Origin of the sequence: Ruminococcus sp. 1001136sp1 (genome assembly GCF_039841815.1) — a bacterium.
In the GTDB taxonomy this organism is placed as follows: Bacteria; Bacillota; Clostridia; order Lachnospirales; family Lachnospiraceae; genus Blautia_A; species Blautia_A faecis.
This window is the reverse complement of the sequence record NZ_JBDPGY010000015.1, coordinates 41,587-56,998: the sequence shown is the minus strand read 5'-3', so window position 1 is coordinate 56,998 and position 15,412 is coordinate 41,587. Positions and strand designations below refer to the sequence as shown.

Genomic DNA, 15,412 nt, shown 5'->3' with positions numbered 1-15,412 from the left:
CACGTTTTTGAAACTATTCATCAAACAATGGAAGTAATAGAGCTTTTATTTAAAAAATCCCCTGCAAAACATAATACATCTGCCTTGCAGGGGATCTTTCCCGAAAACTTCTTAATTTGTTACTGTTCGCGAGCTTCACAGCAACCTTAATTTTCTTTTTCATCCTTCGGCCTGGCTTCTACATAGCCGCAGGTTTCCTGGCTGCACACCAGTTTATTTCCTTTTTCCACCATGTAGCTTCCGCACACCGGACATTTCTTATCCGATGGCTTCTGCCATGACATAAAGTCACATTCCGGATTATCTTCACAGCCGTAATACTTACGGCCTTTCTTCGTCTTCTTAAGCACCACTTCCTTACCACACTTCGGGCAGGCTACACCAATCTTTTCATAGTAAGGCTTGGTATTGCGGCATTCCGGAAATCCCGGGCATGCAAGGAAACGTCCGTGAGGACCATATTTAATCACCATATGACGACCACAGTTATCACAGATCACATCGGTCTCTTCATCATGGATGTCTACTTTCTCCAGCTCTTCCTGGGCAGCATCCACATCATGTTTCAGATCCGGATAGAAGTTCCGGACTACTGTCTTCCACTGTACAGTACCATTCTCCACACAGTCCAGAAGTCCCTCCATGGTAGCCGTGAAATTCACGTCCACAATGCTTGGGAACGCCTGTTTCATAATACTGTTTACCACCTCGCCCAGCTCTGTCACATAAAGGTTACGCTGCTCCTTGGAAACATAACGGCGGCTGATAATGGTGGTGATGGTCGGCGCATAAGTACTCGGACGGCCGATTCCAAGTTCCTCCATGGTCTTTACCAGGGACGCCTCTGTATAATGTGCCGGCGGCTGGGTAAAATGCTGTTCCGGCTTTAACTCTTTCAGTTTCAGCTTCATGCCTTTGCTCAGGCTCTGGCTTAACACATTTCCCTTCTTCATATCCTCTTCCTGCATATATACCGAAAGGAAGCCGTCAAATGCCACCTTGGAGGCGGACACAGTGAACGTATAATCTCCACCAGCCACTTTTACAGAGGTAGTCTCATACTTTGCAGGAGCCATACGGCTGGCCGCAAAACGCTTCCAGATCAGCTGATACAAACGGAACTGATCTCGTGTAAGGGATTCTTTTATCTGTACAGGTGTACGGCTGATATCAGTTGGGCGGATAGCCTCATGAGCATCCTGGATCTTCTGTCCCTTCTTCACTGTCTTGGCAGTTTCTGACACATATTCTTCTCCATACTGGCTGCCGATGTAGCTTCTTGCTGCCGCATCTGCCTCATCAGAAATACGTACAGAATCAGTACGAAGGTATGTGATCACACCTACAGTACCGTTGCCCTTGATGTCAACGCCCTCATAAAGCTGCTGTGCCAGACGCATAGTCTTCTGGGTGGAAAAATTCAGTGTTTTGGATGCCTCTTGCTGAAGGGTACTGGTAGTAAAAGGAAGCGGAGCATTCTTAATTCTCTCGCCTTTTTTCACCTCAGAGATCTCAAATTCTTCGTTCTTAAGAGCCTTAAGAATCTCGTCCATCTCAGCTTTATTGTGGATATCCATCTTCTTGTCTGTTCCGTAGAATTTAGCCTCCAGAGGCTTTTTTTCGCCATCCACAAGGAATTCACCATTCAGGCTCCAGTATTCTTCCGGGATAAAAGAATTAATCTCCTCCTCCCTGTCACAGATGATGCGAAGTGCAACAGACTGCACACGGCCAGCACTTAAGCCTCTCTTTACTTTCGCCCAGAGAAGCGGGCTGATGGTATACCCCACCATACGGTCCAGCATTCTTCTCGCCTGCTGTGCATCTACAAGATTCATATTCAGACCTCGTGCATGCTTCAGGGAATCCTTTACAGCAGTCTTTGTGATCTCGTTGAAAGTGATTCGGTGCATTTTATCCGGATTTTCTTTCAGAGCCTGCATCAAGTGCCAGGAAATTGCTTCTCCTTCACGGTCAGGGTCAGTGGCAAGATAAATCTTATCAGCTTTTTTGGCTGCCTTGCGAAGTTTGGCAAGCAATTCCCCCTTGCCGCGGATGGTTATATATTTCGGCTCAAAATCATTCTCCACATCTATTCCAAACTGACTCTTGGGAAAATCACGGACATGTCCGTTAGATGCCTCTACCTCATAATTTGCCCCAAGAAATTTCTTTATTGTCTTTACTTTTGCAGGTGACTCAACTATCACCAGATATTTAGCCATACTACCTCTCCTACTTTGTATTCAGTCTACATACACTACAAATTATCCCCCTGATATTCTGTAGTATTGTCTGCCTGTCTCTCCCACAAGCCCCATTAGCTGAAGTTCTGTCAGAAGAGCACAGACTTTTGATGCTGAAAAACCGGTTTTTCGTATTAAATTATCCAGATTTTCAGGTCGTAAATCGAGACCACTATACACCAAATCCAAATCCGGCGCAAGCCCCAACTTCTTTTTTTCCACATTTTGAGGTCTGTTTTTTGCCTCGATTCCCCATTCCATAAGCATGATTTCCGGGCTGTAAGCGATTCCTGCACCATCGAAAATCAGCTTGTTGCAGCCTCTGCTCAGTTCCTCTGTCACAGCTCCCGGAAGGGCATAAACACTGTGTCCATGTTCCAGGGCAAAGTTTGCAGTGATCAGGGAACCGCTCTGTTCCTTGGCTTCTACCACAAGAACAGCATCGGAAAGTCCGCTGATGATCCGGTTTCTTGCCGGAAAAGCCCAGTTCACAGGCGGAGAGCCCGGGGGAAGCTCGCTGATGATCCCGCCGCCTTTTTCCAGGATCCGCTGATAAAGCCATCTGTTGGAATTGGGATAACACACGTCCACTCCGCTTCCCAGCACTGCAAAAGTAGGAGTGTCCGTATCCAGTGCACCTTTATGCCCCTCTGCATCAATCCCTCTTGCCATTCCACTGATGATCTGCACACCGTAGCTTGCCATGGTCCTTGCATATTTAAATGCCTGACATCTGCCATAAGGACTGCACATGCGGGCACCTACCACTGCTGCAGCAGGCTTCTTCGGATCTGGCAGGTTTCCGATGTAGTACAGTTTTTTTGGCATTCCGGAAAGTTTTCTCAAACGATCTGGAAAATTGGAATCCTCTATAGTTAAACATTTGATTTTCTGCATTGCTTCCATACTAAAATACCTCCCTGCGTGCGGTTTTATGAATAAATTCATTCAGCTTCTGTACTTCTTATCAAATGCTTTGTAAGTAAGGGCTTCTGCAACATGTCTTGTGTGTATCAGTTCCTCTCCTTCCATATCCGCAATGGTGCGTGAAACCTTCAGAATCCGGTGATAGGATCTTGCACTGAGTTCCATAAGCTCAAAAGCATTTTTTGCCACCTGAAAGGCATTCTCTGTCAGCACACAGTATTTCCGGATCTGCTTCCCGGACAGTTCTCCGTTGAAACAGATTTTCTCATTCTGGTAGCGTTTCTGCTGTATTCTTCTGGCTTTTTCCACTCTTTTCCGGATAAGGGCAGAACTTTCTCCTGACTTTTCTCCTGAGATCTGGGAAAAATTAACAGGCGGCACATCTGCACATAGATCGATCCGCTCCAGAAGGGGCTGGCTCAGCTTATGAAGATAATGACTCACCTCGCCAGGTGTGCACCTGCATTTATTCATATCCGGATAATAGCCGCAGGGACAAGGGTTCATGGCTGCTACCAGAATAAATCCCGCCGGAAACACGTACGTTCCACTTGCCCTTGACAGCTGGATCTGCTTGTCCTCCAGGGGCTGTCGCAGCACTTCCAGGCTGCCTCTTGCAAATTCCGGCATTTCATCCAGAAACAGAACGCCTCTGTGAGCCAGGGTCACTTCACCGGGACCCGGGATCCTTCCGCCTCCAGCCAGAGCTGCAGACGAACTGGTATGATGCGGACTTCGAAAGGGTCTTGCCTTAATTAATGGTCTCTTTGAACTTAAAAGTCCTGCAATGCTGTAGATTTTTGTAAGCTCCAGGCTTTCTTCAAAAGTAAGAGAGGGCATGATCGTAGGTATTCTTTTGGCAAGCATGGTCTTCCCAGTGCCCGGAGGGCCGATAAACAGGATGTTGTGAAATCCGCTGACTGCAATCTCAGCAGCTCTTCTGGCACTCTCCTGACCACAGATTTCCCCGAAATCCAACAGATTCTCTTCTGCCTGATTCTCTTCTGAATTTTCCTCTGAAAACGGATTTTCTTTTCCAAATGCATCCGGATCTGAGACAAGCTTCAAAACTTCTTTTATATTTTGGACTCCGACCACTTTCATATCCTTCACCAGAGCTCCTTCTGCCAGATTTTCAAACGGAATGATACAATACCGGCATCCCAGTTCCCTTGCCCGGATCACTCTTGGCAGCACTCCGGATACACTCCTTACCTCCCCATTCAGACTGAGTTCGCCAACCACCATTACATTCCGAAGAAGCTGTGGTTCTATAAATCCCGATGCTGCCAGCACTGCTGCTGCCACGGGCAGGTCAAAACCGGCCCCTTCTTTTCGCAGATCAGCAGGTGCCAGATTCACCGTCACCTTCTTAGGCGGCAGACTGATCCCATTATTTTTTAACGCTGTGCGCACTCTGTCCTGTGCTTCTTTCACCTGGGTGCTGGGAAATCCAACCATGGTAAAACAAGGCAGACCGCTGCTTACATCAGCTTCCACCTGAACCGGGCAGACTTCCATTCCGGAAATCGCCGCTGATAAAACACTTGCAAACAATCTTATCCCTTTCTGCAGATACAGTCCTTCCCCATATACGAATCTGCTCTGCCATTTCAATGTATCTCTGGAATAAAAAAGAATAAAAGTTAAAAAGATATGATTAAAAGATATATAAAATTCATTATAGCCCATTTTGCTCTGAATTGCAATAGTGCATTTCGTTCTGATTTATACTTTCTGAAAGGATTCGGGGACAGACGGTTTTCGTTGTTCGTTACATTTGGTCCCTGCAGACTCTACAGAAGAAAAAGAGGTGAACCTATGAAATTTCAGAGAATTCAAGACCTTCGGACAGACGCTGATCTGTCCCAGAAGCAGATCAGTGATATCCTTCACATCAGCCAGCGTTCCTACTCCCACTACGAAACTGGCTCCAGGAACATTCCAATCGAAATGCTGATCCGCCTTGCAAATTATTATGAAACCAGCATTGACTATCTGGTTGGGCGTACTGATAATAAAAAAATGCCGTAATTGTAAAGGTACACAGCAGATACAAAATGAGGGGGATGCGATTTCCCCCTCATTTTGTATACCATAAATAAAGTTATTACCATTCACCCGTAACATTCCGTAAAGTACTTTTCATATATCCGTTACTTTCCCTCACTTCGAAGCTTTCCTTCCGTATCTGCAATTTTCTGAATATTTGCGACTTCATATTCATTAAACACAGAAGTATCTGCATCAAAGGTCTCCGGCTCCACAGTTCCCTTATACCAGGATTTACTGTTAAAATAATCCGCAATTCTCTGTGTCACAAATTTCCTGCCATGTCGGGCATAAATCTCATTTTTCGCCAGTTCCAGCTGGTCAGATGAATAGCCTGACAAATCCTCATCTGTAAGGTATCGGCTGTTGCTGTCCGGGAATATATAATCCCTGGAAGAGAGATCCGTTTTATCTGTATTATCAGCCGGAGTCACTGAAGGTGCCTGTGTCACAGAAGCGGCTTTCTCCCTTGTAAGGACCCCATCTACCTTTGGTGTCACCCCGGCACCCTCTGCAGCGGAAGCTGTATTAAGGCGCAGATAAAGTTTGCCCTGATCAAAGGTCATATTTCCACGCACCTGGTTTCCCCAGGAATCTGTAAAGGAAAGCTTTGCTGCATTTCCAGCCACTTTTGCAGTATCCGAAGCTTCCGAAACCTTAGTGCCGGCATTGTCACCAGCCTGAGAAAAAGTAAAAGTAACAGACTTCAGGGTAAGGTCGTCTATAGACAGTGTCACCATTCCATCCTTGCTGTACCAGGTTCCCATATAATCATTTACCATGAACGCCGGTGCTCTGGTAATCACAGGAGTCGGTGTCACTGTGGCTGTAGGCTCCGGTGTGGGCGTAGCTGTAGCCGCTGGAGTCGGTGTCACTGTGGGCACCCTTTCCAGAGCCTCAATGGCAGCCTTCTTCTGCTGCTCCTTCTGAATCTTTTTCTTATGTTCGGCAAACAGAAGCCCCGCTGCTCCAATCATGATAAATATGGCGATCAGAGCAAACAGCGTTGCTTTTAGTACATCTTTGTTGTGCTTTTTCACAGGCAGTCACCTCCTGTTTATTCCTGTTTATTCCTGTTTATTCCTGTCCGTTCCAGCAATAAGTGCAAAGCTTGCACGGTTCAATATCAATTGACTTCTTCAGATCATCCAGACGATGATATTTCAGGGATGTAAAATTCAGTTCCTTGCGGATTTCTTCCAGCATTTCTTTGTAGTTTGTAGAATCCGGATTTGCATAATCCTGCAAAATCCGGTCTGATACATTGTCCCCTTCACGTTTCGCAATGATCCTTCTTGTGATCAGATCCATCTCTGACTTAGAGCGTGAGAAATTCAGGTACTTACATCCATATAAAAGCGGCGGGCAGGCAGGTCTGATATGAACCTCCTTAGCACCATTGTTATAGAGGAATTCTGTTGTCTCACGAAGCTGGGTACCTCTTACGATAGAGTCGTCAATCATAAGGAGGCTTTTATCTTTGATCAGTTTATGTACTGGGATCAGTTTCATTCTGGCGATAAGATTTCGCTGGCTCTGCTGAGTCGGCATAAAAGATCTTGGCCATGTGGGCGTATATTTAATAAACGGACGGGCAAACGGCACACCAGAGCGGTTAGCATAGCCGATGGCATGTGCAATACCGGAATCCGGTACTCCTGCAACCAGATCCGGATTCACTTCTCCGGCATCTCTTCCTGCCAGAATATCGCCGCATTTGTAACGCATTTCCTCTACATTTACCCCCTCATAAGTGGAGGTTGGATATCCATAATATACCCAGAGGAAAGAACAGATTCGCATCTTGTCTCCTGGCTTCTGCAGAACCTGGGCTCCCTCCGGGGTAATAAAATCAATCTCTCCAGGTCCCAGCTCTTTCAGGTCTTCATAGCCAAGATTAATGTAGGCATGACTTTCAAAAGAAGCACAGCATGCATCTTCCTTCTTGCCGATTACAAGAGGAGTTCTTCCATAACGGTCGCGTGCTGCGTAAATGCCCTCCCCTGTCATAAGAAGAAGGGTCATAGAGCCCTCGATCATCTCCTGTGCATAGCGGATTCCCTCAACAATACTGTCCTTCTGATTGATCAGCGCTGCAGTCACCTCTGTAGGATTCACACTGCCACCGCTCATCTCCAGAAAATGGGTATGCCCGTCTTTGAAGCATTTCTCTACCAAAGCTTCTATATTATTGATCTTGCCTACTGTTGTAATTGCAAAATTTCCCAGATGGGAACGCACCAGAAGAGGCTGCGGTTCATTGTCAGAAATACAGCCTATTCCAAGATTGCCTTCCATCTCTGCCACATCTTTGTCAAATTTGGTACGGAACGGTGAGTTCTCAATATTATGGATCACGCGGTTAAATCCACTGCTCCTGCTATAAACGGTCATTCCGCCCCTTCTTGTACCCAGATGGGAGTGATAATCAATTCCAAAAAAAAGATCCATTACACAATCAGACTTTGACGCAACACCAAAAATTCCACCCATTTTTCCTTAGTCTCCTTATTTTTTCTCCTTTATAACGCCTTTTCTGTAGGCATCCAAAAGCTGTTTCAGCTCCTGAATTCGTTCTTTCAGTGCCTTACCGTTATCCGTATCTCCCACAAGGGCACGCCTTGGATTATAGCGGACAGCCACACGGTTGGACACAATGTCCCTCTCTGTTTCCACTGCATCTTCCGCCGAAGTAAAAGGCTCATGGGCAGTCAGGCTCAGACCATAGGAACTGTAAACAAGAGTATATCCGGCAATACCGGTCACATTCCGGTATGCCTCACAAAAACCACCGTCAATTACGATCACCTTGCCATCACATTTCACCGGATTCTCTCCCTCCAGCTGATGAACAGGCACGTGACCATTGATAATATGCCCCTCATCCGGATCCAGCCCGAATTCTTCCAGCATACGATTTACTACCTCTTCTTTTTCCCAGAGGTGATAGTAGGCATTCTTTTTCTCTTTGTGTGTCTCTTTATCTGCGATAAAATAACGCTCGAAGGTAGTCATTTTATCTTTTCCATAAAGGGGAGAATTAGGCCCGGCCCAGATATACCACAGAATATCCTGGCTTGCTTTCTTCTCCTTCTCATCTACGGTAAAAAAAGCTTTTCTTACGTAGGCTTCCAGTTTATCATAAAGTGCCTTGCCTTTACAAGTCTCACCGTAAATCTCAACCTCTTTCAGAGTTCCATCTTCGTTCAGCGGAATACTTCCATGGAAAAGAAGGTTCCCGTTATAGGTCTTATAAAGGCCGCCTTTATCCAGAAGCAGCTGCATGTGGTTCTGAAGCTTCTCGCAGTTTCGAAATGCTGAGTTCAGGCGCTCCACTACTTCTTTTTCCCCATCTGTCAGCTCATAAGGATGTTCCCAGTCAATGGTTGGAAAATGGGTGTCCAGAAGATTATGCATACTTCCATCCGGCAGCTGCACAGTGCCCTTCTCCGGATCAATCCCCTCCAGAACGCATCGATTCTCCATATGAAAATCCGGATGTTCTTTCGCCAGTACCCCTTCCAGCTTAAACTGGATAATGGAAATGGCTTTGTGCATTTTCCTGCTCAGCTCTTTCTCAAGAGCATTGTAATTGGAAGGATTGCCATGTACTTCAAATACCTGGCAGGGATCATCCCCGTAAACCTCCATGGCAAAAGCAGCAAGAGGCATCATATTGATTCCATAACCATCCTCCAGAATATCCAGATTGCCGTAACGGATACTGTTACGGATCACTGTGGCCATACAGGCAGCCTGTCCTACAGCGGCGCCCATCCATACCACATCATGGTTTCCCCACTGAATATCCAGAGAATGATAATCCATCAGTCTGTCCATAATAAAATGAGGACCGGGACCTCTGTCATATATATCTCCAAGCACATGAAGGTGGTCTACAACCAGTCTCTGGATCAGTTCAGCAAGAGCGATAATGAAGTTCTCTGCCCTGCCGATATCTATAATGGTATCCACAATGGAATCGTAATAAGCCTCTTTATCCAGAACTTCTGCTTTCTCCGTGATCAGCTCTTCGATCACATATGCATAATCCGAAGGCAATGCCTTACGAACCTTGGATCTGGTATATTTGGAGGCAGTTGTCTTGCACACTTCAATAAGACGGTACAGGGTGATCTTGTACCAGTTCTGCATATCAGACTCTTTTTTCTTCACATAGGCAATTTTTTCCTTCGGGTAATACACGAGAGTTGCCAGGGAACGCTTGTCACTGTTGCTTAAGGTATGTCCAAATACATCATCTATCTTCTTTCGCACAGCTCCCGAGCCGTTTCGAAGCACATGGGAAAAAGCCTCGTACTCTCCATGGATATCGGAAAGAAAATGCTCGGTGCCTTTTGGAAGATTGAGAATGGACTGAAGGTTGATGATCTCTGTAGAAGCCTTCCCGATGGTGGGGTAGAGCTCCGCCAGACGTTGTAGGTAGCGCAGTTCTTCTGTTTTCATGGAACCTCCTAAATTCATATTACTCTTATTTAACCAGCGTTAGAAATCAAACAATGAAATCTGGTTGGATTGTGGAATATCTCCAAATAATCCAAGTTTATCCATCAGATCAATTACGGTCTTGCTGACCTTGGTCCTGTCACGGAAATCATCCTTGGAAAGAAATCTTCCCTGTACAGCAGCATCCACTACAGCATCTGCCGCCTTATCTCCAAGACCCTCTATAGAATCAATGGACGGCATCAGTTTTCCTTCTATGATCTGGAAACGATGTGCCTTCGCCCGGTAAATATCAATGGGCATAAAATCATAACCTCTTGCATACATTTCCTGGACAATACGCATATCTTTCAGGGTATCCTGCTCTTTTTTGGATGCAGCGTCCCCTTTCTTGCGTATCTCTGCCATATAAAACTCCAGCTTTTCTTTTCCCATACACATCAGTTCATAGGAAAAAGCTGTGGCACGGATACTGAAATATGCACCGTAATAAGCCAGCGGCTGGAATACCTTGAACCAGGCGATTCTGTATGCCATCATAACGTAAGCTGCCGCATGGGCTTTCGGGAACATATATTTGATTTTTTTGCAGGACCAGATATACCAGTCCGGAACGCCGTGTTCTTTCATGGTGGTGATCCACTCATCCCGAAGGCCTTTTCCTTTACGGACGCTCTCCATAATAGTAAAGGCAAGACCACTTTCCACACCCTGACCGATCAGGTAGATCATAATATCATCTCGGGTACAGATTGCCGTGGAAATAGTAGCTTTTCCCTCTTCGATCAGTGTCTGCGCATTTCCCAGCCATACATCCGTACCGTGGGAAAGTCCGGCAATACGGACCAGATCAGAAAAATATTTCGGCTTGGTATCCACAAGCATCTGCATGGCGAAATCAGTACCAAATTCTGGAATTCCCAGACAGCCAAGCTTGCAGCCGCCGATATCCTTCGGATCAATTCCAAGAGCTTCTGTACTGGCAAAAAGTGACATAACCGCCTTGTCATCAAGAGGAACCTCTCTTGCATTCAGGTCTGTCATATCCTCAAGGGTACGGATCATGGTGGGATCATCGTGTCCCAGAATATCCAGCTTCAGCAGGTTTCCATCAATGGAATGGTAGTCAAAATGGGTGGTGATAAATCCACTGCTGGAATCGTTCGCCGGGTACTGGACCGGGGTAAATTTCTCTATTTCCTCTCCCATTGGGAGTACAATAATTCCGCCAGGATGCTGTCCGGTGCTTCGCCGGATACCGGTACACCCCTGTACAATACGGTTGATCTCGCAAGAACGCTTGTGCTGTCCCCGCTCTTCAAAATAGTTCTTTACATATCCGAATGCGGTTTTATCCGCAAGGGTACCGATGGTTCCCGCCTTGAAGGTCTGACCTTTTCCGAATATAACCTCTGTATAATGATGGGCATTGGACTGATACTCTCCTGAGAAGTTCAGGTCAATATCAGGCTCCTTATCTCCTTTGAATCCAAGGAAGGTCTCAAAGGGAATGTCAAAGCCCTGTTTGGTCATCCTGGTGCCGCACTTTGGACAGATCCTGTCTGGCATATCGCATCCCGCCATACCGGAAAAGGCCTTGATCTCCGGAGAATCAAAGTCACTGTACTTACACTCCGGATTGGGGCACAGATAATGGGGAGGCAGAGGATTTACCTCTGTAATACCAGACATGGTAGCCGCCAGGGAAGAACCTACAGACCCTCGGGAGCCCACCAGATAACCATCTGCATTGGACTTCCACACCAGCTTCTGGGCAATAATATACATCACCGCATATCCATTAGAAATAATGGAATTCAGCTCTTTGTCCAGACGGTCTTCTACGATCTTGGGAAGCACTTCACCGTACATTTCATGGGCTTTCTGGAAGCACATATCCTTTAAGTCCTGGTCAGAATTCTCAATAACCGGCGGATATTTATCCGGATGGATCGGTGACATTTTCTCTATCATATCCGCAATCTTCACTGTATTTGTAATTACCACTTCCTCTGCCTTCTCGCTTCCCAGATAGGAAAACTCCTCCAGCATTTCCTCAGTAGTGCGAAGATAAAGAGGTGCCTGATTGTCGGCATCCTTGAAGCCGCTTCCAGCCATGATAATACGACGGTAGATTTCATCCTGGGGATCCATAAAGTGAACGTCACAGGTAGCAACAACCGGCTTGTTAAACTGTTCACCAAGCTTTACAATTTTTTTGTTGATCTCAATCAGATCCTCTTTCGAATGAATCGTATCATTCTTTTCATCCTCCACCATGAACATATTGTTCCCAAGGGGCTGGATTTCCAGATAATCATAAAAGCTTACCAGCCTTGCGATTTCCTGCTCCGGTGCATTGCGCAAAAGAGCCTGGTAAAGCTCACCAGCCTCGCAGGCACTTCCAATAAGAAGTCCCTCCCGATGTGCCTCAAACACGCTCTTTGGCACACGGGGTCTGTGGTTAAAGTACTTGATATGGGACTGGCTTACCAGCTTGTACAGATTGATACGGCCGGTCTCATTCCGCATGAAAATAACGGCATGGTAAGTAGGCAGTTTCTTAATGGTGTCCGGGGAAACCTTTCCCTGCTCATTCAGCTTGTCTACATCCGTAATATCTCTTTCCCTGCACATTCCCACGAATTTCTCGAAAATACGGGCCGTACACTCTGCGTCATCAACTGCACGATGGTGATGATCTAGGGAAACGCCAACTGCCTTGGCAACGGTATCCAGCTTAAAACGGTTCAGCGCAGGCAGCAGGAATCGTGCCATACCTACCGTATCCACATAGGTGAAATCATTTGGGATGCCCATGCGGTTACAATTCTCTATAATAAAACTCATATCGAAATCTGCGTTGTGGGCTACCATTGTAGTTCCTTCACAAAATTTCAGGAATTCCGGTAAAATTTCTTCAATTGGACGGGCATTCATAACCATGCTGTCATTAATACTGGTCAGCTGCTCAATTCGAAATGGAATTGGAACCTGAGGATTAACAAATGTGGAAAAACGATCTGTGATCTTTCCATTTTCCACCAATACAGCACCAATTTCAATGATCTTACAGGTAAGGGGGGAAAATCCTGTGGTCTCAATGTCGAAAACCACGAATCTGCCGTCCAGGGACTGTTTTTTCGGGTTGGTGACCATACCCTTTAAGTCGTCTACCAGATAGGCCTCCATACCGTAAAGCACCTTAAAATCAGAATCCTTTGGCACGCAGCCTCCCCACGCATCAAAGCAATGGTTTGCCTCCGGGAAAGCCTGCACCACACCATGATCTGTGATGGCAATGGCAGGATGCCCCCACTCGTAGGCACGTTTTACCAGCGCTTTTGCCTCGGTTACACCATCCATATCGCTCATTTTCGTATGACAGTGAAGTTCCACACGCTTCTGAGGGCTGGTGTCCACTCTGGAGCTGCGGAAATCGGAGATTTTCTTAATTCCGGAGATGGAGCCTATGGTAAGCTCACCATCGAAACGGTCAATAGAAGTAACGCCTTTGATTTTCAGGAAGGCACCTTTTTTCACATGCTCTTTGATCTCCGGCACCTGCTCATTGCGCAGGAACATTTTTACTGTGATGGAATCTGTGAAGTCCGTAACCGGGAAAATCAGTATGGTCTTCTCATTTCGGATTTCTCTCGCTTCCACATCCATAACCTGGCAGCGGATGATAACCTCTCCCATTTCCTGCACAATATTTTCCAATGGAATAGGCTCGTCCTCAAAATCCCTTCCATAAATAACATCCGGATTTGGATCCTTGCGGAAGCCACCACGGAAATCGCCCCATTTGCCTTTCTTTTCGAATGGCTTTTTCTCGAAAGGCTTCTTTTCACTGGCTGCCTCTGCTTTTTTCTCCGGCCTGGCAGCGGCTGTCTTGCCGGCTGCGGCCTCTTTTCCTGTTTTTTCCTCAGCTGCAGGAGCTGGTGCTGCGCTCTCTTCTTCTGTGGAAAGTCTGGCATGCTTCAGCACATTAGCTACTTCCTGACGGATCTGGATAGCTGCATTTTTGCGGTACCTGCTCTCCTCCGTCTGCACATAATCCAGAGAAACTTTCAGGTCCATTCCACAACGCTCGCAGAATACTTTGTGAAGATATTCAATAAGTATCTCACTTTTCTGTCTGGAAATCACAGAATCCGGAAGTACCATATTCAGGCAGTCATCTTCTGGAAATGTGATCTGTGCCTGCTTGAACAGATTGTATTCCAGCATGTTGTAATTGCGAAGCTCCAGTTCCATGCTGGAGCGGTAGGTATCCAGGAAATTCTTTGGCGTGTATTGTCTGGACAGATGGAACTTCTCAATTACTTTCACACTCACTTCAAGACCTGGAAAGCACTGTCTCTGAATCTGCTCTTCCAGGCTGAAAATATGCTTTTTGTGGATCCAGCGGTCGCTTTTCAGGTAAATCCGGACACAGGTTTTAGCAGAGTTGCAGGCAACCTTGGTGACGATCACCTCTTCCAGAAGTTCACTTAACTCCTGTTTCAACTTTAAATTTGGAAATACGTCAAAAAATTCTTTTTCCATTTATAGAATATACACCTTCTGTCATTTCTGTGTCTTATTGCTATCCCAGTTCATCAATTCTTCTCTCAAAGTATCCAGTAGCTGGTCTTCCGGTACTTTCTTTACAATCTCACCGCCTTTGATCAGAAGACCTACACCTACGCCGCCTGCAATTCCGATATCGGCTTCTTTCGCCTCTCCCGGGCCGTTTACCACACAGCCCATAACAGCTACTTTAATGTCAAGAGGGATATCCTGCACCATAGTTTCTACTTTATTTGCAAGACCGATCAGATCGATCTGGGTGCGCCCGCAGGTTGGACAGGATACTACTTCCACGCCGCCTTTGCGAAGTCCAAGGGTTTTTAGGATACGTCTGGCAGATTTTATCTCTTCCAGAGGGGCACCAGTCAGGGAGACGCGGATCGTGTCACCGATTCCCTGGTATAAAATAATACCAAGCCCTATGGCAGATTTGATATTTCCAGAATAAAGGGTTCCTGCCTCTGTAATTCCCACATGGAGAGGATAACTGGTCTGTTCCGCAATCAGTTCGTGAGCCCTGGCGCACATCATAACATCAGAAGATTTGATGCTGATCACCAGATTGTCGTAGCCAAGCTCTTCAATAATGTGCACCTTGTCAAGGGCGCTTTCTACCAGACCTTCTGCGGTAACACCGTGATATTTCTCCACCAGTTCTTTCTCAAGAGAACCGCTGTTTACCCCAACACGGATGGGAATATTCCGCTCCTTCGCCACATCTACAACTGCCTTGATACGCTCTGTGCTTCCAATATTTCCGGGATTGATACGGATCTTGTCGGCACCGTTCTCCATGGCCGCAATCGCAAGACGATAATCAAAATGAATATCTGCTACCAGCGGAATGTGAATTTGTTTTTTGATCTCTTTCAGAGCCTTTGCCGCTTCCATGGTCGGCACTGCACAGCGGATAATGTCGCAGCCAGCAGCCTCCAGGGCAAGGATCTGCTCTACGGTTGCCTGCACATCCTCTGTTTTTGTATTGGTCATAGACTGGATCAGGATGGGATTTCCGCCTCCAATCTTCTTATTTCCTATCTGAATTACTTTGGTATGGTCTCTGTACATACGAAATTCCTCCATATATTATGAACATGATATTCTTTGATTACTGTTCACTGATAGCATTCTTTGCGGTTCACTTT

Annotated in this window: 9 protein-coding genes; 1 reads left to right on the top strand and 8 read right to left on the bottom strand. The window is 46.2% G+C overall.

Annotated features, from left to right (window positions below; genetic code table 11):
• Nucleotides 1-146 precede the first annotated feature (146 nt).
• Genes topA through ABHC48_RS14110 form a run of 3 tightly spaced genes read right to left on the bottom strand, consistent with a single transcriptional unit; the run spans nucleotide 147 to nucleotide 4,790 of the window.
• On the bottom strand, nucleotides 147-2,225 hold the full coding sequence (topA, locus tag ABHC48_RS14120; protein WP_195699914.1) for a type I DNA topoisomerase: 2,079 nt from the start codon (nucleotides 2,223-2,225) through the stop codon (nucleotides 147-149).
• A 42-nt stretch (nucleotides 2,226-2,267) separates the two neighbouring features.
• Nucleotides 2,268-3,152 (bottom strand): DNA-processing protein DprA, encoded by an 885-nt coding sequence (dprA, locus tag ABHC48_RS14115; protein WP_118579174.1) that lies wholly within the window; start codon nucleotides 3,150-3,152, stop codon nucleotides 2,268-2,270.
• 42 nt (nucleotides 3,153-3,194) lie between these two features.
• Nucleotides 3,195-4,790, bottom strand: coding sequence for a YifB family Mg chelatase-like AAA ATPase (locus ABHC48_RS14110; protein WP_330656130.1), 1,596 nt, complete (start codon nucleotides 4,788-4,790; stop codon nucleotides 3,195-3,197).
• Between the two features lie 204 nt (nucleotides 4,791-4,994).
• Between ABHC48_RS14110 and ABHC48_RS14105 the strand changes: the two genes are divergently transcribed.
• Nucleotides 4,995-5,207, top strand: coding sequence for a helix-turn-helix transcriptional regulator (locus ABHC48_RS14105; protein ID WP_118579180.1), 213 nt, complete (start codon nucleotides 4,995-4,997; stop codon nucleotides 5,205-5,207).
• A 122-nt stretch (nucleotides 5,208-5,329) separates the two neighbouring features.
• Here the strand turns inward: ABHC48_RS14105 and ABHC48_RS14100 are convergent, their stop codons facing one another.
• Genes ABHC48_RS14100 through ispG form a run of 5 tightly spaced genes read right to left on the bottom strand, consistent with a single transcriptional unit; the run spans nucleotide 5,330 to nucleotide 15,335 of the window.
• A complete protein-coding gene (locus ABHC48_RS14100; RefSeq protein WP_272067042.1) occupies nucleotides 5,330-6,265 on the bottom strand; it encodes a YARHG domain-containing protein in 936 nt (311 codons plus the stop codon).
• A gap of 37 nt (nucleotides 6,266-6,302) precedes the next feature.
• Complete coding sequence (locus tag ABHC48_RS14095) at nucleotides 6,303-7,718, bottom strand: amidophosphoribosyltransferase (protein ID WP_148462780.1); 1,416 nt, start codon at nucleotides 7,716-7,718, stop codon at nucleotides 6,303-6,305.
• A 15-nt stretch (nucleotides 7,719-7,733) separates the two neighbouring features.
• Nucleotides 7,734-9,710 carry a fructose-1,6-bisphosphatase gene (locus ABHC48_RS14090; RefSeq protein WP_334285706.1) on the bottom strand — a complete coding sequence of 659 codons (1,977 nt, stop codon included), beginning with the start codon at nucleotides 9,708-9,710 and terminating at the stop codon, nucleotides 7,734-7,736.
• Nucleotides 9,711-9,731: 21 nt separating this feature from the next.
• Entirely contained in the window at nucleotides 9,732-14,243 is a 4,512-nt protein-coding gene (locus ABHC48_RS14085) for a PolC-type DNA polymerase III (protein ID WP_195699916.1), read from the bottom strand.
• A 21-nt stretch (nucleotides 14,244-14,264) separates the two neighbouring features.
• Nucleotides 14,265-15,335 (bottom strand): flavodoxin-dependent (E)-4-hydroxy-3-methylbut-2-enyl-diphosphate synthase, encoded by a 1,071-nt coding sequence (ispG, locus tag ABHC48_RS14080; protein WP_118579186.1) that lies wholly within the window; start codon nucleotides 15,333-15,335, stop codon nucleotides 14,265-14,267.
• Between the last annotated feature and the right edge of the window lie 77 nt (nucleotides 15,336-15,412).

Bases quoted from the DNA above. Each gene is read 5' to 3' on its own strand.
- topA (WP_195699914.1), bottom strand. From the start codon at position 2,225: ATGGCTAAATATCTGGTGATAGTTGAGTCACCTGCAAAAGTAAAGACA.
- dprA (WP_118579174.1), bottom strand. From the start codon at position 3,152: ATGGAAGCAATGCAGAAAATCAAATGTTTAACTATAGAGGATTCCAAT.
- ABHC48_RS14105 (WP_118579180.1), top strand. From the start codon at position 4,995: ATGAAATTTCAGAGAATTCAAGACCTTCGGACAGACGCTGATCTGTCC.
- ABHC48_RS14095 (WP_148462780.1), bottom strand. From the start codon at position 7,718: ATGGGTGGAATTTTTGGTGTTGCGTCAAAGTCTGATTGTGTAATGGAT.
- ABHC48_RS14090 (WP_334285706.1), bottom strand. From the start codon at position 9,710: ATGAATTTAGGAGGTTCCATGAAAACAGAAGAACTGCGCTACCTACAA.
- ABHC48_RS14085 (WP_195699916.1), bottom strand. From the start codon at position 14,243: ATGGAAAAAGAATTTTTTGACGTATTTCCAAATTTAAAGTTGAAACAG.
- ispG (WP_118579186.1), bottom strand. From the start codon at position 15,335: ATGTACAGAGACCATACCAAAGTAATTCAGATAGGAAATAAGAAGATT.